Source organism: Olleya sp. NP1-10, from assembly GCF_055804415.1.
In genome coordinates, this window is record NZ_CM147840.1 from 2,690,165 (window position 1) to 2,710,737 (window position 20,573).

The 20,573-nt window shown below is 30.5% G+C and carries 20 protein-coding genes and 2 pseudogenes; 2 read left to right on the forward strand and 20 right to left on the reverse strand.

From position 1 onward, the window contains the following. Window positions 1-71 precede the first annotated feature (71 nt). Both AC0L4B_RS12560 and AC0L4B_RS12565 read right to left on the reverse strand, forming a co-directional pair. Window positions 72-635 carry a 2OG-Fe(II) oxygenase gene (locus AC0L4B_RS12560; protein ID WP_473437228.1) on the reverse strand — a complete coding sequence of 188 codons (564 nt, stop codon included), beginning with the start codon at window positions 633-635 and terminating at the stop codon, window positions 72-74. Window positions 636-734: 99 nt separating this feature from the next. Then, complete coding sequence (locus tag AC0L4B_RS12565; protein WP_473437229.1) at window positions 735-1,160, reverse strand: lipocalin-like domain-containing protein; 426 nt, start codon at window positions 1,158-1,160, stop codon at window positions 735-737. A gap of 441 nt (window positions 1,161-1,601) precedes the next feature. Here AC0L4B_RS12565 and AC0L4B_RS12570 point away from each other — a divergent pair, with 441 nt between their 5' ends. Then, window positions 1,602-1,946: a mannan-binding lectin gene (locus AC0L4B_RS12570; RefSeq protein ID WP_473437230.1), complete on the forward strand. Its 345-nt coding sequence runs from the start codon at window positions 1,602-1,604 to the stop codon at window positions 1,944-1,946. Window positions 1,947-2,215: 269 nt separating this feature from the next. Here AC0L4B_RS12570 and AC0L4B_RS12575 read toward each other — a convergent pair whose 3' ends face one another. The 6 genes and pseudogenes from AC0L4B_RS12575 to AC0L4B_RS12600 all read right to left on the reverse strand — a co-directional run bounded on the left by AC0L4B_RS12575 (window position 2,216) and on the right by AC0L4B_RS12600 (window position 6,890). Continuing rightward, a complete protein-coding gene (locus tag AC0L4B_RS12575; protein ID WP_473437231.1) occupies window positions 2,216-2,593 on the reverse strand; it encodes a hypothetical protein in 378 nt (125 codons plus the stop codon). Between the two features lie 260 nt (window positions 2,594-2,853). Beyond that, window positions 2,854-3,201 carry a hypothetical protein gene (locus tag AC0L4B_RS12580; RefSeq protein WP_473437232.1) on the reverse strand — a complete coding sequence of 116 codons (348 nt, stop codon included), beginning with the start codon at window positions 3,199-3,201 and terminating at the stop codon, window positions 2,854-2,856. 97 nt (window positions 3,202-3,298) lie between these two features. Continuing rightward, window positions 3,299-4,398 (reverse strand): annotated as a pseudogene (locus AC0L4B_RS12585) (RNA 2'-phosphotransferase). 503 nt (window positions 4,399-4,901) lie between these two features. After that, window positions 4,902-5,585 (reverse strand): RNA-directed DNA polymerase, encoded by a 684-nt coding sequence (locus AC0L4B_RS12590; protein WP_473437233.1) that lies wholly within the window; start codon window positions 5,583-5,585, stop codon window positions 4,902-4,904. Next, window positions 5,522-6,115: a hypothetical protein gene (locus tag AC0L4B_RS12595; protein ID WP_473437234.1), complete on the reverse strand. Its 594-nt coding sequence runs from the start codon at window positions 6,113-6,115 to the stop codon at window positions 5,522-5,524. Before AC0L4B_RS12595 ends, AC0L4B_RS12590 begins: the two co-directional genes overlap by 64 nt. A 172-nt stretch (window positions 6,116-6,287) precedes the next feature. Continuing rightward, window positions 6,288-6,890: a hypothetical protein gene (locus AC0L4B_RS12600; protein WP_473437235.1), complete on the reverse strand. Its 603-nt coding sequence runs from the start codon at window positions 6,888-6,890 to the stop codon at window positions 6,288-6,290. A gap of 211 nt (window positions 6,891-7,101) precedes the next feature. Between AC0L4B_RS12600 and AC0L4B_RS12605 the strand changes: the two genes are divergently transcribed. Then, the gene (locus tag AC0L4B_RS12605) at window positions 7,102-8,094 is read left to right on the forward strand and encodes an IS110 family RNA-guided transposase (protein ID WP_473437236.1); all 993 of its coding nucleotides are present in this window, start codon (window positions 7,102-7,104) and stop codon (window positions 8,092-8,094) included. Window positions 8,095-8,248: 154 nt separating this feature from the next. On the opposite strand, the gene AC0L4B_RS12610 is transcribed toward AC0L4B_RS12605, so the two are convergent. The 12 genes and pseudogenes from AC0L4B_RS12610 to AC0L4B_RS12665 form a co-directional block, all read right to left on the reverse strand. Beyond that, window positions 8,249-8,851 carry a hypothetical protein gene (locus AC0L4B_RS12610; RefSeq protein WP_473437237.1) on the reverse strand — a complete coding sequence of 201 codons (603 nt, stop codon included), beginning with the start codon at window positions 8,849-8,851 and terminating at the stop codon, window positions 8,249-8,251. 52 nt (window positions 8,852-8,903) lie between these two features. Then, a complete protein-coding gene (locus AC0L4B_RS12615) occupies window positions 8,904-9,821 on the reverse strand; it encodes an IS3 family transposase (RefSeq protein WP_473439444.1) in 918 nt (305 codons plus the stop codon). Window positions 9,822-10,460: 639 nt separating this feature from the next. Further along, window positions 10,461-11,603 carry a Shedu anti-phage system protein SduA domain-containing protein gene (locus tag AC0L4B_RS12620; RefSeq protein WP_473437238.1) on the reverse strand — a complete coding sequence of 381 codons (1,143 nt, stop codon included), beginning with the start codon at window positions 11,601-11,603 and terminating at the stop codon, window positions 10,461-10,463. A 544-nt stretch (window positions 11,604-12,147) separates the two neighbouring features. Further along, window positions 12,148-12,570 (reverse strand): hypothetical protein, encoded by a 423-nt coding sequence (locus tag AC0L4B_RS12625; protein WP_473437239.1) that lies wholly within the window; start codon window positions 12,568-12,570, stop codon window positions 12,148-12,150. A gap of 27 nt (window positions 12,571-12,597) precedes the next feature. Beyond that, entirely contained in the window at window positions 12,598-12,768 is a 171-nt protein-coding gene (locus AC0L4B_RS12630) for a hypothetical protein (protein ID WP_473437240.1), read from the reverse strand. Next, the gene (locus AC0L4B_RS12635; RefSeq protein ID WP_473437241.1) at window positions 12,758-13,903 is read right to left on the reverse strand and encodes a hypothetical protein; all 1,146 of its coding nucleotides are present in this window, start codon (window positions 13,901-13,903) and stop codon (window positions 12,758-12,760) included. The genes AC0L4B_RS12630 and AC0L4B_RS12635 overlap by 11 nt, the downstream gene beginning before the upstream one ends. A 318-nt stretch (window positions 13,904-14,221) precedes the next feature. Beyond that, complete coding sequence (locus AC0L4B_RS12640; protein WP_028289761.1) at window positions 14,222-14,413, reverse strand: cold-shock protein; 192 nt, start codon at window positions 14,411-14,413, stop codon at window positions 14,222-14,224. Window positions 14,414-14,722: 309 nt separating this feature from the next. Beyond that, window positions 14,723-16,120, reverse strand: a complete 1,398-nt coding sequence (locus AC0L4B_RS12645) for an NAD-dependent succinate-semialdehyde dehydrogenase (RefSeq protein ID WP_473437242.1) — start codon at window positions 16,118-16,120, stop codon at window positions 14,723-14,725. A gap of 47 nt (window positions 16,121-16,167) precedes the next feature. Next, a pseudogene (locus tag AC0L4B_RS12650) lies at window positions 16,168-16,673 on the reverse strand (peroxiredoxin-like family protein). A 221-nt stretch (window positions 16,674-16,894) separates the two neighbouring features. Further along, window positions 16,895-18,205 carry a DEAD/DEAH box helicase gene (locus tag AC0L4B_RS12655; protein ID WP_473437243.1) on the reverse strand — a complete coding sequence of 437 codons (1,311 nt, stop codon included), beginning with the start codon at window positions 18,203-18,205 and terminating at the stop codon, window positions 16,895-16,897. Between the two features lie 5 nt (window positions 18,206-18,210). Then, window positions 18,211-19,548 carry a DEAD/DEAH box helicase gene (locus AC0L4B_RS12660; RefSeq protein WP_473437244.1) on the reverse strand — a complete coding sequence of 446 codons (1,338 nt, stop codon included), beginning with the start codon at window positions 19,546-19,548 and terminating at the stop codon, window positions 18,211-18,213. A gap of 137 nt (window positions 19,549-19,685) precedes the next feature. Beyond that, complete coding sequence (locus tag AC0L4B_RS12665) at window positions 19,686-20,573, reverse strand: carbohydrate kinase family protein (RefSeq protein WP_473437245.1); 888 nt, start codon at window positions 20,571-20,573, stop codon at window positions 19,686-19,688.

Here is a 20,573-nt window from a genome sequence, read left to right on the forward strand (position 1 = left end):
TAGATAAGGATTAATATATTATGATTTTTACTGAAGAAACTTGGTTATACCTAAATCAGTTTTTCCTTGTTTTAAGCATAGTGTTTTGTTGTGATTTTTCGATACATAACATCTGATCTTAATACAAATTTTTCTCCTTCTATTACTGGTGCTCCTTCGTGTTTTTGTTCATGGATAAAACATAATGCAGTTCCAGTTTTTGGATTAATAGTTACGTTATTAAATTTAGTTTCTCCTCCAATATAGTCGTCATTTAGGTAAATCATAAAAGTTATTCGGCTTTCTTCAAATTCATTTCTTTCAAAGCGTCCGTCAATATGTTTTTTAAACCTTTGTTCTGATTCATATTTATAGAATCTAAATTGTTCGTTTAGTCCAACAGCATTATTGTCTTCAATTTTCTTTGGACAAAATTGATTTAATTTCTTCCAATATTTATCTGCTAAATTTGAATCAGAGTGGATTAATCGATAATTATTTCGTACTCCTTTCATCATTTTTGCGCCAGATTTTAAGCTAACTGTCGCTTCTTCATAACCTTTTTGTTCGCTAAATATAATCAGCTCATTACATTCAATTTGAGTCAGGAAATTTTCAATTATCCATATAGAATCTGTTAAATGCTGAACTTTCATATTATTATATTAGTTTAGTTTATTCTACTGATATAAGTTGACTTTTTTTGTTATTAGTTTTGATCTCGTTCAATTCTTAAAATATAAGTATAAACTGTTTTACTCCACCTTTGTAAGATGATCTATAATAACTTCATTATCGTCAGTATAAGTAATAGAGAGTTCAGTTGCTGTTAAATCTAAGATTTCAACTATTTGTCCATTTAAACTAAGCTCATTTTCATTTATTACCCAAGTTCCAGTGGTAGGATCTACTTCTTCACATCCACTTCCATTAAGATTTTCAAACTCAGTTTGAGTATATGTGTTGTCATTTTCAAAGCTTAAAATTTCAAATTCTTGATGACAAGGATCAGAATATTCTTCATTAACTCCATTGATTGTTTGATAAGAAAAATTCCATTCTCCTATAATTAATTCATTTAACTCTTGACCCTCTGGTATAACGTCATTATCGTCATCACTATTACAAGAAAGTAATACTGTAAAAGCAATAGGGATTAACATCAAATTTATTTTTCTCATAATTATTATGTAGTTATTAATACTGTGTTTATATGTACAAGTGTAGTCGCAGAATTTAAATTATTACCACGCTTTTATAAAGATACAAACTTGTACTGAAGTATTAAACTGCTATTACGTTTATATTTTGTTGTGCCTTTTTTTTAGCTAGAATTAGTTCAATCATGTATAAATATCAAGCTATCATAACTTTTTTTCATAATCAAAGTCATTAATTCCTCAATTTTGGATTATCAAATATTAGAAACACTTGTGCTAAGTATAAATACTTAATTTTATAACTAGAGTATTTATACTCTAAAATATATTCTAATATCATCGGATATTTGTGATGTAATTAAAATTATTCGATTGAGTAGCTACTATCATTTTTATTACAAAGGCGAAATCTGAAAAGCCTGTTTTAAATAGAGTAAGACAAATTTTATAAAAAAATTAATTATGTCAAATTTTAAAGTAAACATTCCAGCAGGACCATTATTTAGTAACGACGAAGCTCAAGTAACTGGACCAAAAGTAGCAGCAGCACACCAAGGAAAATTCACAGGTCAATGGACAACAGTCGTTGAAAATCAAATGAGCGTTGTTGAAGTTGAATTAAACACTAAAAATTCTGGTACTAACGAGTATAAAACGAATGTACTAGCTGGTCCATTATGGAGCAATGAGGATGCACAAAAATTTGGACCTGCAATTGCAGCGTCTTATGGTGCAGAATTTACTGGTCAGTGGTCAACAATTGTTGAAGGTGTAATGAGCGTTATTGAAATAAAATATACGTTTTAATAGTTAAAAATTTACTTCAAACATATTTGTAATCTATGTTTGAAGTAAATTATTTTTTTAACTATTAAATGAATCCCTCGTTTAGCTAATAGAATCAAGTAATTCTATTTTAAATATTTTCCTTGATTAGGCATAACGTCTCTTATCAGATTTCGTTGCTTGGTTTGAGCACTAAATTTAGCAAATAAATTACAGATAGAAAGTCCGCGAGGATTTTTATAAGTAGGCTATAACTAGCAATGAATTATATACTGTGTTACAAACAGTTATTATTCGTAAATATAATTCCCATTATGTACTACTTCATACATAACGCTTTCATCATATGTTACACTTTCAATTTGAATTATTAATTGAGAATTAGTAACAATAATATTTTCTATAATGCTTGAATTTCCTCCATCAAATGTTAACTCTAGTTGGTTTTCATTAATTATTTCCCAGTTCCAAGTATCATTTTCATCAGCTGGAAATACAGAAGATCCGGTTCCATCTGCGTTGAAAGTTAAAACTTGTCCGTTATAAAAAGAGTTAGTTTCTTCTTCTATTTCTGTCTCTGTAAAATCAGAATTCCCAGCATCAATTATATTTAACATTTCATAATTGTCAAAAATCCAAGGACTATTTTGACTTAATAATTCAGACATAGTTAATTGTGTATTCTCATTGCTATCATCGGATGAACAAGATAAAATTGATAAACCGATTAAGATTCCAAATAATATTTTAATTTTTTTCATTTCGTAAGTTTTAGTTTTTAATTATTTGTAACGGTTCTGTATATGATACGTTGCGTGTGTAAGCAACTAATTTAGCAAACAAAACCGAGTCTGAGAATGTTCCGAAGGAATACTCCAGATAAGCCCAAGCCAAGCAATTAATTCTATACAGTGTTGTATGTAGTGTTTTATTCTACGTACGCAATATTCTCTCCTATTTTATATCTTAATTGATGCTTTTTCAATTCAGGTTCTTGACTTATTGTTCCTCCATTTAGATTAACTTTAAAAGCTCCAAATACTAATACTTCTTGAGTCTTTTTGTCAATAACAATTTTCTCAGCATTCACAAATTCAAACACACTAGTTTTTAGATTCGCATTTCCAATAAGAGTAATTGTTTCTTTATCAGAGTCAAGTTTGACTAATTCATCTGCAAAATAGGTTAATTCATTTTCGTTTTTTATTTCTTCTTGCGCATAGCTACTCATTCCTAGTGCAAAAATTAGACCTACTGTAATAAATATTTTCCTCATAATTTTCTTATTTTAATGTTTAAATTGTGTTTTCAGAATTCGTTGATCACATTATATATAACGTTTCGGGTATGGTATCGTAGCATCCCGAAGGGTGCTATGCACTATACCCATTGTTAGCGATATTTATTTCGATTTTGACTTTATTTTCCGTTTTAAGAATAGGCTTGTTGCAATTGCTACATCCTATTTCTTCTCCAATTCTTACGATATTAAACACTCGATTTTCATGATTGCAATTGGGACATTCGAACCTTAAACCAGTTCCCTCGAAATCCAAGTTTCCCTCAAGTTTTCGGTTTTCTATTTGTTGCTTGAATTGATTTAATTCCTTTGTAGGAATTGTTAATTTACTTGATCGACATACTTCAATAAATTTTTCGTCCTGAACGATTTTCATTTGATCTGAAATACATTCTAGGGTATATTGCATAGTATTTCTTTCATAACTTAATTCTGTACAAATTATTTTTTTAGATTCAAATCTGTAACTCGCATTATCCCTTCCGCATATGTAGCAGTAGACACGACTTAAATTCATTCCTATTGATGACTCTGATGGGATATCATAGCTTGCATCCACTAATTTTGTATATGTCAGTTTCTTGTTAATCTGAATACATAATGGGTTTTTAATGTATGTTTCAATTGAAAGACTCTCAAGATATTTCTGAGGCACATATTCCGTAAGCCAAACATCATTTTCAGTATGTAGAAAATCAAAGCCGTCTTCATACATGCTTTCTGAGTCAATTTGAAAAACAATTGAAATTTTACTACTTCTGCCTCCAGTAATATAGGATTTCAAATAATTGGAATTCATGTGGACATGAGTCCTTTTAATTTTCTTTAATCCTTCTTGTTCAATTTTAGATTTATATCCTTCCCGAGTTCCATGATATAGAAATTTTGGAGGTTTTACTGGTTTCAAATTTAAATCTACAGAGAATGAATGGCCTTGATTGGCTTTTATTTTTTTGCCTGTAGAGTCTATTTTGAATCTTTTTTTGTACTGTTTTCAACCACTTTAAGCAGTTGTTCTTTCTCTACCAAATAACCGTGCTTATTAGCATTAATAATCAGAGTATCCATCTCGATAAACCCAAACTTATCCAAGCTTATGTCTATCGTTCCTGGAGAATGTCGTAAAATCAAACTCAAGAATTTACTAAGTTCTATATCTTTTAACTCTTTCATTCAATTATCGCTAACGTTCAGTATAAGAAACGTAGGGCAGTTGATAAGCACTATCGTTTCGATTTATTACATAGCTAAATATAAATATTTTGCTTTTATCTTTTCTAAAATAAACGCCAAATTTTATATTTAGCGGACTTTGTAAACAAGCACAGACTTTCGGTTAACCCACAAATGCCCTATGTTTTTTTATACATTGTTGTACTTTCGTACTTATAGCGAGTGTTGTTGTTCCCTTCTTAAAATTGTTTTTATTTCCTTTTTAGAAACAACATCTTTAATTTTAATCAATTTTTCGTGTTTGACAATCGGTGTAGTGTTAATCAACTTTTTTAGAGAAGGATTTAACCATTCAGTATTCCATATTTTTTGTTTTTCATCCAGAACTTTTTTACAAAGTATTTCATCATACTCAATGGTGTCATCAATTTTTAAATATAATCTTTGTAACCAAACTTTTAGAAAGGCAGAATTGGGAATTAATGAGAACTTGGATTTTATTCTTAAAAGAATTGCTTTTTTTCATCAGAACTTTCGATTTGCTTAATTAGTAAACTTAATATTGCAATTGATGTAGATGATACACGAGGATTCCTAAATGCAATGTCTGTGACTATACTTATCAGAGTTTCAATATTGAAATCTGTTCTTTTACTCTTTTTTAAAAATTTCAAAAATTCTTTCATTTGAGTATCTAATGTTCCTGAATTTAGAAACTGTTCTGAGAGTAAAAACAATTGGATTAACCATTTTTGTTTGCTTTCTGTTTTTCTTTTATTGGCTATCCAATATCTTTTGTCAGCCTTAATTGAGTTTTTAATTATATTATCAGAAGCTTTAGTTTTTTCGGGACTTAGTCTCATACCAAAATCAGGCAATATTTCAGATAGTATTTTTGTTATTTGTTCCGCTTCAAAAGGGTTATTTGTGAAAATTCTGTAATCATCTCTATACCTCAGAATTTTATAGTTTTCAATTTCTAAATCAGAAAGCTTGTCAGAAAGTAATGTGTCAATATATCCCAAAACTATTTCTGCTATGAAATCCATAGCAATACTTCCTTGTGGTATTCCATTAGTTTGTCCAAAGCTCATATCTTGTAAATGATTGTCAATGGAAACACCTATAAATGAATTGTTATTACGGTTTTCTCTTTTTTTGCTTCTACTTTGGTATGAAGTGCCCAAGAAATTGAATGTGTATAGATAGAGCCGTAACAGTCCGTAATGTCAGTTTGTAATTCATATTTGTAATCAAGCGACATAATAATAGATTCTTGTTCGATTTTTTGCCACCAGTGAAGTATTTGGTAATTTTTATTTGGTTCACTTTTATCTTCTGAAATAATTGGTAAACTATGACATTCAATTTTTTTATTTTGACCAAAATGGTTAAACCTATTTTTAATTACTTGCCAGTTACTTTCCTCTGTTATATTATGTATTAATGAAACATATATTGCCGGATGAATTAACTTAAAAGGCCTCCAAGCGAATTTTCCATCTTTGTTTGTTAGTAATTGATAATTTACATCATCAAAATCTCTAGGGTTTACGGTGCGAAAATCTGATAATTTTTTTCCATCTAACTTCTTGTCTATTTTGTTGAGTAGATTTTGAAAAGAAAAATATGATGGTAAATCAAGACTTAAATACGACTCTTCTTTTAATAGGAATTCTCTAGCTTCTATTCCATTTAATTCAAGTATGTTTCGCATTAATCTTTTGGTTTTTAGGTATGAAGTACAACGTTTATGTATAAGGTTAGGTGCGTGGTTAAGCAACTAAATTAGTAAATAAATACTAACTAGAAAATCCGAAGGGATTTTCGTAAACAAGCTAAAACTAGCACTTAATTTTATACGGTGTTGTAAACAGTGCTTTTAATAATTATTCATTCAAATTGTAAAATAAACTTTCAGTTGTTCCATTCTCTGATTTTCTAATAATACTTCCTAATTTATTTTTGAAGTTCATATTGTCTGTCACATAAATCGGACAACTAATATGAATGGTTTCTGTTGTAACGTTTACGGGATATTCCTCATCAAATGTCGCATATGTTATTTCATCTTGAAGTACACCTTCTAGATATTGATGTCCAGTTTCTTTAAATTTATATTCATAATATATTGAATCAGGTATATCAGACATAAACAATTTAGATTTGGGGTTATTTATAATCAAGTCAGCGGAATCTTTTATAGCAGTTTTAGAGTTTTTTAAATAAAAAGTTAATATTCTAATTGTGTCTTTTTCGTGTTCTAATTTGTCTGTAATAGAATCTATTGTACTACTACTGTTATAGAATAGCAAACCACGATATGTTCTATTAATTTGAACTGTATCAGCAAAATGAAGCTCAAAGTAAGATTTGCTCTTTTCGGCAATAAATTTTTTATTATCAGATTTATGATTTTCATTACAGGCTAACACTATAATCAAAAACATAAATAATAAACTTTTTAATATGTATTTAGTTTGTTTCGGCATTGTTTACAACGTGTTTCTTTAGTTTGTAATAAATTATATTTAGATAGAAAAAGAGGAGAACTACAACGTGTTTTAGAATATTAGGTCCATGACACGTACCAGTCCTCTCTTTCTATAAAGTTGCAAAGAACCATTTGGAATACTAGAAGTATTATCTCCCGATAAAGGAAGTAGTTAAAGCAACATAATTATTAACTGTAATTGTAAAAATATGAAAAATTATGAAGAAGTTGTAGGAATCGATGTTTCAAAGAAAACATTAGATGTTTATTGTTATCAAAGTGAAGTACACAAAGTGTTTGTAAATGATTTAACAGGCTATAAAAGTCTTATAAAATGGGTTTTAAAGCAAGCAAAAGGAAGGTCTTTATTTTATTGTTTTGAGAATACAGGTTATTACTCATTAAAACTGGCCCTTTATTTAAGTAATCAATCAATTGTTTATGTAGAAGAGAGCCCTTTAAAAATCAAGCGCTCTTCAGGAATAGTTAAAGAAAAGACGGATAAATTAGATGCTCAGCTAATCGCACGATACGCATGGCTATATAGAGAAGAGTTAGCGCCAAGCAGTGTCAAGAGTAATTCACAATTAGAATTAGGTAGATTGTTAGCCTTGCGCGACCAAATAGTTAGAAACAATGCAGGACTTAAGGGGACTTTAAAAGAAATGAAAATGCTTTTATCTAGCCCAACAACAGATTTAGGTTGTATTAGTTTAAAACGCAGTATAGACTATTTAACCAAGCAAGTAACCAGTGTTGAAGCACGAATAAAAGAAATTATATCAGCGAATGAATCGATGAATACAAACTATAAATTATTAAGTAGTTTAAAAGGAATAGGTTTGGTAGTGGCATGTCAATTAATATATCACACCGGTAATTTTACCCGTTTTGATAATTGGCGAGCATTTTCAAGTTATTGCGGTACCGCACCCTATGAACATCGCTCAGGAACAAGTATCCATAGACGAAAACAATGTCATTATTTAGGAGATAGAAAAATGAAAAGTCTATTGAGTATGGCAGCAGTATCAGCTATACAACACGATAGTGAGTTGCGTTTATATTACAAACGAAAATTAGGTGAGGGTAAAAAAACTATGATTGCAGTCAACAATGTTCGAAATAAATTAATAGCAAGAGCTTTTGCTGTGGTAAAGAGAGGAACACCTTATGTGGTTCTTGATCAATATGCAGCTTAAAAAAAATGTTTTTTTATTAGGATTTGATCTTGGAATACGTGTATGATTTCGTTGCGTGGTTAGGCAACTAAGTTAGCAAAAATGAACCGAACGAGAGGAAATTCCGAAGGAATTTCCACGTAGGCAAGTCACAAGCAATTAATTATACACGGTGTTAGTAGCTGTTTTTTAATCGTTTATATTCAGTTCCACAATTTTCCTCAAAGTCTTTTATGTTTTCAAAAATGTTTAGTCCTGCCATTCCAGTTCCGTGAGGTGCAGTTAGTGTTTCGGTTATTATATTTCCATTTTCTAATTCCAAAAATCCTCTAGAATCATAGTCCTCAAACATTATGAAATCCACGATTTTAAGATTCTGAAACTTTTTCATTTCGTTGTCAACTATTTCTGTTGATTTGGAAGTGTACTTTTTAGGAATTCCGTTTTTAATTCCGAGTTTATATTTTAGTCGCCCGAATAAAGTTGAGTTTTGATTCCTTTTAACATCTTCTCTTACGTCTTTCCAAGTTTTGCCCTCTGGAAAATTAAATTCAGTTGATTCAATTCTGATTTTATCGCTAGATTTCAGTATTAAACTTTGAGATTTAGCTAAAGGTTTGGTTTCAATATTTTCAGATTCAAAATCCCAAGGTATCGAAATGGTTTTTTCGTTGTTTAATTCAATGAAAACTTGTCCTTGGTCAAGTCCGCCAACTTCCATTTTTGACCAAACAAGAATGTCTTTAATTCTTTCTCCAAGTATATCTTTAGTATTCATTGTGTATTATACTGATATAGGTTGACTCTTTTTTAGTTAAAATTCTCGGTTCTTAAATCGTTAGTTCATGTAAATTTACTTTATTTTTTCGATACGACTTGTATTTGATATTAGGATTTAAATGTACTTCAGCAGGTTTTCTGAGATTCAGGCTAAAATGGGTTCTCAAATTGTTATAAATATAGACAGCTTGTTGTGTCATTTTTTGTGCTAATACAGTGTTTTTAATGTTTTGTTTTAGTCCGTATTCGTATTTCAACGTTCTATTAATTCGTTCAGCTACTGCATTTTCGTAAGGATCGTATTGTTCAGTCATACTCATTGTCATTCCATTATCTTCAGCAAACTTCGTGTATTTGGTGTTGCAGTATTGGAAACCTCTATCTGAATGGTGAATAAGTTTTTGATTAGGGTATTTTCTGTTTTTAATGGCCATAGCGAGTGCATCTGAGCAAAGTGATGTTCTCATATGATTATCAAGTTTGTAACCCATAATCTGTTTAGAATAGGCGTCTGTGACTAATGCTAGGTAGTTGTGTCCTTTTTCGGTTTTAATGTAGGTTATATCGCTTACCCATAGTTGTTCTGGTCGAGAAGGAACTTGGTCTTTGACCAGGTTTTTATATTTTTTGTACATGTGGTTAGAGTTTGTGGTTGTGATGTAATTTTTAGTTTTAGGAATCAAAAGGTTATTTAGTCTAAGGAAGCGATAGAACTTGCCTCTTCCGATCTTAATATTAGCGTTTATAAAGTCTAGCTTAAGTTCTTTATATAGCTTAATTCCACCGGTTTTCGAGCCTACCTTTTTACGGTAGTCTTTCACCAATTTAATTAGTTTTTGATGGTCTATTTCTTGTTTTCGTTGAGCTTTGAGTCTTTTGTAGAAGGCTTGTTTGCTAACCCCAAAACATCCATAAAGCCACTTTCTTTTATACGTGCCTTTTTCTTTAGCTCTATCTCTTTTGCTAATGTTTTATTCGTGTGGATTATATTAAATGTATTGGTACTCATGCATCCGCTTCGCTCAAGTGGGTAATGACTTTTTTGACATATCGACTCCTGTAATAAGTTCCATATCAGCGATAATGTCTTGTTGAAAGTCTTTTTGAAACTCAAGTTCTTCAATCTTTTCCTTTAATCTTTTAATTTACTCATTATTTTCTATTTTTAAAGGTATTCGTGATGGGCTTCGCAGTTCATCGTTTTTACTCATGCCAGTATTTTGTTGCACTTAAGTACTGTATTTTCTTAACCAATAGGAAATAGTTGTTCTAGGAATGTCATATTTTTTTGAAGCTTGGTTATTGGATAGTTGTCCTGTAAGTATTTGGTCAACGACTAAAAGTTTAGTCTCTAAAGTTGCTTTTTGGTAGCTTTTTTTCGCCAGTGTTCATTTTGTGTTTTCATAAGTGACTGTAATTAATTGCTTAATTTTTAGTCAACCTATTTCAGGAAAGTTCAGTGTTCTGCTGAATGCTAACGTGTTTGTGTATGGTTAGTTGCGTGGTTTGGCAACTAAGTTATCAAACTTTAACGGACCAGAGAAAATTCCGCAGGAATTTTCGCAAGTAAGCACGTAAAAAGCAATTAATTATACACGGTGTTGTAGCTAGTTTTTTTCTGTTTTCAATATTTCTCTTAAACTTTTTGCTTTTGACAATACATCATCATAAGTAAGAATTGATATTGTACCATTAAATGCTTTATTTCTGCGTATTAAACTACCCTTAGTTTTTTCAGTTAATGTCGAAGTTCTACCAATTATTACAAATCCTTTTGGTGATATTAAACCATCTAGTCCATTACGAGCATAGGAATTGTTTTTTTCAATCCAATCTAGCCAATCAATTACTTGTTGTTCAGCGTGTACTAAATAACTCGAAGGGTTTCCTTGTTTGGTAAAAACAGGTAAAGTACTTGATTCAATTTCCATTAGGTCAACTAAACCATTAAATTTTTCTAAAGCATAATCAACTTCAAATTCAGACCCTAATTTATGTTTTGGTATTATCTTAGCATAATCAAGTCCAAGAAGTATCGGGTTCTTAGTAATACAACTTTGTAAACTGTTTTCATTTCTTTTTGTAGTATCTAAAAGAGTTTCTAATTGTTCAATTGCCATTTCTAACATCGATAAAGTCCGATGAGCGTTATTTAATTTTAAGAACTCTTCTTTAATCGATTGTTTTAATAGTAATAAATCTGTAGGTGACCAAAATTTGGTTAAATCTATTTTTGAAAGCATATCAATTTTAAAGTCATCCATCTTTTTTGAATTGACTGGTACTATTTTGACATCATTTCCTTGTTCATCAGGTGCTGTAAATCCGTTTTCAATTAGTTTCTGATAATAGTTGGATAATTCTTTTTCAACTTTTTCATTGTTAGGGTAAATTGGCACTTCAAGAGCTGTAGCAAGACCAAGTGTATCAATAACGGCACTTTCTATTTCCTTTTTATTACCATCAATTACACTATCTATTAGATGATGATATGATAATTCTAGTTCTTTAGTATCTAACATTGGGCAGATATAATGAAAAATAGGAATTCCTTTTTTGATATCAAAAATCAACTCTCGAGTCATTTTCATTAAGTCGTAATTCGTTCTCAAATATTCTTTTTCATCAGAAATATTTTTGTTATTTTTTATTTCAAGAAATTTATCAAAATCAGGGTCTGTTGGACTTTCAAAAACCAAAGGGAACTTTTCGTTATTTTTCCATTTTGAAAGTCTGTTTTTCTTCTTCATTTGAGTTTTGTTAAATTAGCTACAACTAGTTATATAACAACTAATATAGTTGTTTTTGGGGTTTATTTCCTGTTATGACAACTTTTTGTAACTTATATCAAATAAGAGTCATTTTACAATAGCTGTATTATTAAAAGCTAAACTACAATAATCCGCCTGCAAGTACAATACGTAGAACTACGTATTTTTTTTGCCTGAATTTATTTTGTGTTTTGATTGGTACTTGTAATTAAGAGTTTAATTATTAGACCTCTTATGACAGAACAGTTGTTTTTAAGTAACCTTAAAATAACCATTTATAAAGTGTATTAAAAAAAGAAAACGCCTTAAAAGGCAATTATAGAAGTTTATTTTTTAAAATTTATTGTCTTGTGCAACGGTTACTATTGTTAGCTATAGTTTTTTGTTTCTACTTATAGCGAATATCAGAGTTGAATTAGGTAATACCTTTATAGTTTTTCTAATTTTATTATCGTAATCATTCATTAGTTTTACTTCTTCTGTAAATTGTAGCATTAGATATTCAGTACTTTTTTCAGATATATTAAGAGTATTCAAGTCCTTTAATTATGAAATCACAAGCACCATCAATTAGGTTTAAATAATAATATTCTCCTTTTAGTTCAATTCCAAAGGAGTTTGCATAAGCATAAGTTTCGTATTTTATTTCTGTTTTTCCACTTGTTGTTTTTCCTTTATACTTTTTACGACTTACATCGTACACTTTGTGTTCGTCTTTTTCTATTTCTAATTTAGCAAAACTTCCTTGAAAATCTAATAGAGATTGTTTGTCGTCAAAATCTTTAACAATTAAAATTACATTAATAGTTCCTTGATATTTTCCTGATTCTAAATTTTGAAAAACAGATTCAAATTGGGTTTCGTTTATGTAACTTGAGTCATATTGTCCAAATGAATAAAATGAAACAAATGTCATGAAAATAATAATTAAGGGACTATTTTTCATAATTATAGGTAACGGTTTGGTGTGTGGTTAGTTGGCTTTATTTTTTTCTAATTTCTCTAGTCTTTTTTGTAATTCAATAAGTTTCGTGTTTATTGAATTCAATTCTTCTTTATCCTTTCTCAGAATCTCAATTTCTTTCTGCTGTTCAATAGTATAGAGTGTCAGTTCCTCTATTTTTTGTAATAATTTAGAATCCATTTCTCCTAAAAAAATCCATTTTTTTAACTTCTTCTGCGCTTGGTATACCTTTTAAATGTCCTTTTTTATTAATGTGATTTTCTACTTCAGATAACTTAGGTAAATTGTATTCTTTTTCAAAAACAAAGTCAGACCAATTAGGATATGCTTCAACTTTTATTTTTCTAGCTCCTATTGAACCTTCCACAGCTAATTTATGTTCTCCTGTTATAGTTGTTCCTATACCAAAGTTTACTTTACTCAAAGTAAGTACATTATCACTCGTAAGAATAAAACGAGCTTTTGAACTACTTGCTGGGTCATTATAGAAATCTATATATGGTGTTGAGCTTGGAGTAAGTCCTCCTAGTTTAATACTTCCTCCTTGATCCTCTGTTAAAGAAGAATTTCCTTGATGTCCCCAAATAATACTTTTTCTAACATATGCATTACCATTAACATCTAATTTTTCAGATGGTGTTGTTATTCCAATTCCAACATTTTTTGTTTTTGTAATAGAAATTAGTCTTCCCAAATTAACTCCTGTGATGTCTAGTCTGTCATCATTATCCCCAGTTCTAAAATCCCACTCCATTGTTGGTGATTTAACAGCTACTCTAGCTACGTTGGTTAAATTTTTTGTTTCAGCTTGTATTCTAGTATTGGTGTTTGAAGAGACATGTAATTGATGCACTGGAGTAGTTGTTCCAATGCCAACATTCCCATTTTGATAAAAGGTTGCTATATTATTACCATTTGTATCTTCATCTATCCTTAATTGTTTATTATTATTGACCTCATTTGTCCAAAAATTAAACTGAGCATTATTAAGGTCATTTTTAATTCTAAAAGCTCTTTCATTTCCATTTATATGAAGTTGAAGCTTAGCAGCTGGTGTAGTGGTACCTATTCCAATATTTCCGTTTGGTTTAATTGTCATTAAATGATTCACTCCTTTATTGAAGAAATAAATGTTGCCTATAGTTTTTTCTACACTGCCTATATACAAATTATTAGATGAGTTAATACCAAATGCTCTAGAAAAATCAGATTCACCACTTTTTTGTATTCTTATATAATCTGTATTGTTATTCAAATCTGTGTTTTGTGCATTTAATCCACATGAAATTGCTGTAATAGCAATCAATAATTTCATTTTGTTCATTTTGTTCATTTTGTTCATTTTGTTTTTTAAGTAAATGTTTTGTTATTGTAAATTATTACCAAAATATTTTTCTATTATCTGGTCATGAAATATGGCTACAGGTTAAAATTGATTTTTAAACTGATAATTTGTATACCATATTAGGTGTTTTATAGTCTAAAGATAGATGTAATCTTACTTCGTTGTATAAAATAATTGCATTTTACAAATTAGACCTCCAAAGTAGTAATTAATACATAATTACTAAAGTTTAGGCACAAAAAAAGGCCACCTTCTTAGGTAGCCTTTTTTAATTGTAATGGATATATATTAGATAACTTTTACGTTTACTGCATTTAATCCTTTGTTTCCTTCTTTTAAATCGAATTCAACCTCATCTCCTTCTCTAATCTCATCGATTAATCCAGAAATATGTACAAAATGGTCTTTATCAACTCCTTCTTCAGTTATGAAACCAAATCCTTTTGTGTCGTTGAAAAATTTTACTGTACCTCTACTCATTGTAATATAATTTATTTTATTAATACTTAATAGTTTACAAGTATAGTGCCAAATATTGAAACTTCAATTTTTTTATTCAATTATTTTTCTTTTTTATTACAATCATAACTTTAAGTTCATTTTAAATATGCATTAAATTAACCTTATTTAGAGTGCTAATATCTGAATAACCTATATTTTACTGATGATTACACGTTTATTTAATTAAATTATCAATTATTGTGTTTAACTGCACGTTTGTATTATTAAAATACAAAAAAGACCAAGTATTAAACTTGATCTTTTATATATGTCACTATTTAATTGGTATTATTTACTATTGTTAAGCATAATTGCTTTGGTATTAACAAACTCTGTGATACCAAAACCACCATGCTCACGTCCATAACCAGAATCTTTAATACCACCAAATGGCATGTTTGGATGTGCTAATCCGTAAGAGTTTATGTTTATCATTCCTGTATGAAAATGATTTTTGGCTAATTGTATGGCTTTGTCTTCATCTTTACTAAAAATCCCACCTCCTAGTCCAAAACGACTATCGTTTGCTATTCGCATAGCGTCCTGATCATCTTTAGCTTTTATAAGTGACGCAACTGGTCCAAAAAGTTCGTCGTCATAAGCTGGTTGACCTGGTTTAACGTTGCCTAAGATTGTTGATGGATAATAATATCCTGTAATATCAGGTATCTCTCCTCCACATAATACCTCAGCACCTTTAGTAACGCTTTCTTCTACTTGGTCATGTAATTTATCTCTTAAATCTTTTCTAGCGACAGGACCTAATTTAGACTCTTTGTCCATTGGATCTCCGTGATTTATTTGGGACATACCTTTTACAAACGCCTCTTTAAATTGGTCGTACACTTTGTCTACTACCACAAAACGTTTTGCTGCAACACAGGTTTCTCCGTTATTATATGTACGACCAAACACACTGGTTTTTACAGCTAAATCCACATCTGCATCCTCTAAAACTAAATAGGCATCGTTGCTCCCTAATTCTAAAACCGTCTTTTTTAATGCTTTTCCTGCTTTTTGTGCAATGTACTCACCTGCTTTAGAGCTTCCTGTAAGTGTTACACCTCTAACTAATTTGTGTTCTATAATTTTGTCTGATGTGTCATGGTCTATAATTAAAACAGTAAATAGATTTTTTGGTAATCCAGCATCTTCAAATACTTTTTTAAGCATTAAAGCAGATCCTGTTACATTTTTAGCGTGCTTTAAAAGGTCTCCGTTTCCTGCCATTAAGTTAACTATTGCATATCTTATGGCTTGATATAAAGGAAAATTCCATGGTTGTATTCCATAAATAACACCTAAAGGTGCTTGTTGTATAATACCTTTACCTCCATTTTCCATGGTTCTTACTTCATCTTCAAGCTTTTTTCTTCCTTCGGTTGCAGTATACTCACAAATACCAATACACAATTCAATTTCGTCATGACTTTGTTTGACTAATTTACCCATTTCTTGGGTCATAAGTTTTGCGTACTCCTCTTTAACTTTTTTAAGTCCTTCGCCAATGGATTTTACTATTTTAGCGCGTTCATCTAAAGATTTAAGTCTCCAGTCTTGATATGCTTTATCACAGTCGTTTACCGCTTTTAAAGCCTCATCTTCTGTCATGTAATTATAATGTTGTATTTCTTTTTCTGTTGCTGGATTTATAGTCGAAAATCCTTTATCTGATGTCTTTGTCATTTTCTTTTTCATTTTAATTAATAAATAGTATTGAGGGTTGTTAGGTATTACGCCTCTCCTCTAGCAGGATAATCTGCTTTGAAGATGTAATCAATACCTCCTAATACATCATTAAAACTTGGACGTCCAAATGGCATAGATTGTAAAGATTCCCAATACACGGTTTGGTCAGGTGTTAGTAAAAACAAACCTGGTTCTGTAAACAGTTCTGGCTCGTCTTTAATACCTTCCGAAATAAATAAACCCCATTTTCTAGCTTCATCAATAGACAAACCATAACCCAATGGTATATTGGCTATATCCCAGTCATCATGTGTTGCTTTTGCAACCGCTTCTGTATCGCTACTAATAGCAATAATATTTACACCACGCTCTGTAAACTTGCTGATTTTTTTTGAAGTTCTTCTAACTGAGTCTTACAAACTGGGCAATGTTTACCTCTGTAAAATAATATTAATGTGAAATTTTTAGGCGACTGGTCACTTAACTTCCAAGTGGTATCGTTTACTAATTGTATCTCTAGTTCTGGTGCTTTTTCTCTTGGTTTTATCATTATATTGTGTATTTTATTAAAAGCTAAGGTGGATTAGTTAACCGAAACCTTAGGCTTTTATGATTATAAATTTGTTTACACAAAGGTCTTAACTATTACCAGTAAAAGCATTATACAATTATGCGAGTGTGTTATAGGATTATCATATTATTAGAGTACAAAAAAAGCCTCAAGATATTACTGATATCCTGAGGCTTTTAACATTTAAAACTGAAATTGTATTATATAGTATAAACACGAACTTTCTTTTTCTTTAATCGTGTATTGTTTATTTTGTCAATAATACTAGTTGCTTTGGCTTTAGGAACAGCAACAAATGCACAATCTTGCTTAAGCTCTATAATACCAATTTCTGATTTTTCTAGATGGCATTGTTTAAATAGTACACCAGCAACATCTCCTTTTGATATTTTATCTTTTCGTCCTCCAGAAATAAATAAAGTGGACCAATCCGTAGCCATCTTGGTAAGCTTTCCGTTTGGTGTAACCGTATCGTCAACAGTTATAAAGTCTGGTAAACGCTCTTCTTCCCATTGTAAAACATAGGCTGTCCCTTCTGCATTCATACGTGCAGTACGACCATTACGATGGGTAAACTCCTCGGCTTTTAAAGGCAATTGATAGTGAATGATATAATTAAGCTCTGGAATATCTAAACCACGTGCAGCCAAATCTGTAGCAATTATAATTTGGTGTGTTCCGTTTCTAAACTTAATTAAAGCGCGCTCTCTATCTATTTGTTCCATACCACCTTGAAAACAACCATGCGCAATATTATTTTTGTTTAAAAAATCGCTTACAAATTGTATAGTGTCTTTGTAATTACAAAATATAATACCTGGTTTGTTACCAATGTCATGTAATAGATCGACTAAGGTTTGAAGCTTATTTTTGTCAGGAGACAACACTTGTTTAATCTGTAACTTTGAAATTTTAGTATCCGAATAATCTATAATGATTTCGTTTTCTAAACCTACAAAACGTGGAATGTCCATATCTTGAGTCGCCGAAGTAAGGATTCGTTTTTTTATATGAGGTAAATTATTAATGATTTGACTCATTTCTTTTTCAAAACCAACTTCTAAAGACTTATCAAACTCGTCTAACACCAACGTGTTTATATTATCTACAGCAAAAGTTTCGCGACGTAAATGGTCTGCAACACGACCAGGAGTACCAATAATTATAGCTGGTGTGTGTGCTAAATCTATTTTATCTTTACTAAAAGGACGTCCTCCATATACCGCATTGGCCTTAAAACCAGAACCCATGGTACGTACGACTTGTTCTATTTGAATGGCTAACTCGCGTGAAGGCACTAAAATTAATAACTGCACACCTGTACAATTGGCATCTAAAGCTGTTATAGTTGGCAATAAAAAGGCAAGTGTTTTACCTGTTCCTGTAGGTGATAATAACACTGTGTTTTCAGTATTAGTAATAGATAACAAGGCTTCTTCCTGCATTGGATTAAGCGCTTTGATATTTAGCTTATCTAAAATATCTTGTTGTATCTTTAAATAATTAGACATAATTACTATTTCTTTTTTCGCTTTGTAGTAGCTTGCTTCTCTACAATTGTATTGTTTTCTGCTATATAATTAGCAAGAATTTTATCTACTAATTCTTCTTTTGTTAAATGATGAAATATAGTTTTGACTTTAGCTTTAAAATCTTCAGGAATATCTCGATTAGGTTTTGTTTTAAAGATCTTTCTTGCCCATAATAATCCGTTATTTTGCTCGATGCTTTTAGCATCCGTTTTTTGGTATTGTTTGAACGTAATCCCTAACTCGTCTTCAAATTCAGGAATATCTTGCACTTCATCTTCTTGAATAACACTTAACGCTAATCCCTTAGCTCCTGCTCTAGCTGTACGACCACTTCTGTGAACATAAGCTTCATAAGTATCTGGCAAATGGTAATTAACAACAAAAGCTAAATCTTTAACATCTATACCACGAGCTGCTAAATCTGTTGCGACTAAAATATTAATGTGACCCTCTCGAAATTGTCCCATGATTCGATCACGAATCCCTTGCGATAAACTACCATGAATAGCTCCTGATGAAAATTTATTGATTGCTAAATTTTTTGCTAGTTTGTTGACTGCTGCTTTAGTTTTACAGAAAATGATACCACGTTGTCCATCGTTTGAATTTAAAAAATGCATTAAAACATTTAGTTTCTCAATAGGCTCTACAACTACAAATTGATGTTCTATACCTTGATGACCTACAGTTTGCATATCTGCTTCAATTGTAGTCACTGTTTTAGCCAAGCTATTTTGAACCAATTGTTTTATGGTTCCTGGCATAGTTGCTGTAAATAATAACGTTCGTCTTGATTTTGGTAAAGCTTTAAGTATAGCCTCAAGCCCTTCTTTATGAGCACTAACCATTTCGTCTGCTTCATCCAAAACAAAATAATTAATTTGACTCACATCAATAGCTTTACGATCTATTACATCTGCTAAACGACCTGGAGTAGCAACTACAATATGAGTTTGCTGTTTAAGTCTTTCTATTTGAGGTTTTATAGGTATACCACCAAAAATACCTGCAATTGACACTGCTAATTCTTCAGAATTAAAGCTCTCTAAATTTTTTAAAATTTGTTGTCCTAACTCTCTAGTTGGTGCTAATATAACTGTTTGAATGTTAGTGTTATCTAGCTTTATTAACTGTAATAAAGGTAAACCAAACGCTGCTGTTTTACCTGTACCTGTTTTTGCTATAGCGACAATATCATCCTTAGAATTAAGAATTACAGGAATTACTTTAGATTGAATATCTGTAGGAACAGTGATGTTTAAATTAGATAACGTGTTATTTATTACACTGTTAATCCCTAAACTAGAAAACGAATTTGACATATATTAAATTTTGTGCAAAGATAGCTTGTAAATTTAAAAGAACACACAAAGCAACAGTAGTTTAAGTGTAGTAAATAAAAAAGCTTTATGATTTATCATAAAGCTTTAAAGGGTTTGCTATAAAGTTATTTAAAAATCTAACTATTACTCTCAATAAAATTAGTAATATCTTCTACTGTTATTTTTGGGTTTGCACCTTCACTACCTGCTACAATAGCACCAATTGCACATGCAAAATCTATAGCTTCTTGTGGATTGTCATTATTTAATAACTTATTGATTAAGGTTGCTAAAAATGAGTCTCCTGCTCCAACTGTATCTATGACTTGAATTGGATAGCCTTCGTTATAATAAAACTCATCATAATAATATAAAATAGCACCTTTATCTCCTTTTGTAACACAAATGGATTTTGTATTAGTCTGTTCTGCAATATATTTGATTTTATCTTCTAAAGAGTGTTTATCAAATTGCATATCAGCACAAACCATATCAATCTCATCATCATTAAATTTAATAAAATCGGCTTCACTCATTAAATGCTTGACAATATCTATATCGTAATAAGGTGGTCTTAAATTGACATCAAAAATCTTGTTTTTTGCAATTTTTAAAAGCTCATACAAGGTATGCTTACTAGTATTATCTCTAGCAGCTAAACTACCATAAACAAAAGCATCTGCATCTAAAGTGGCTTGTTTAGTGCCTTCTGTAAGCTGAATATTATCCCAAGCTCTAGGGTATTGTATATCATAAGTTGCTTGTCCATCTAAATCTAAGGCTACTTTTACTTTTCCTGTTTGAAGTGTATCATCAAGCTGAAGATTTTCAGTATTAATACCTTTATCGACAATAAAAAACACTCCTTTTTTACCTAATTTATCTTTACCAATTCTACTGATAATAGAAACATTATTGTTTAACGATTTTAATCTAATTGCAAAATTTAAAGGTGCTCCTCCAATTTTTTTGTGCGTAGGAAAAACATCCCACAACACTTCGCCAAAACATACTATATTTTTCAT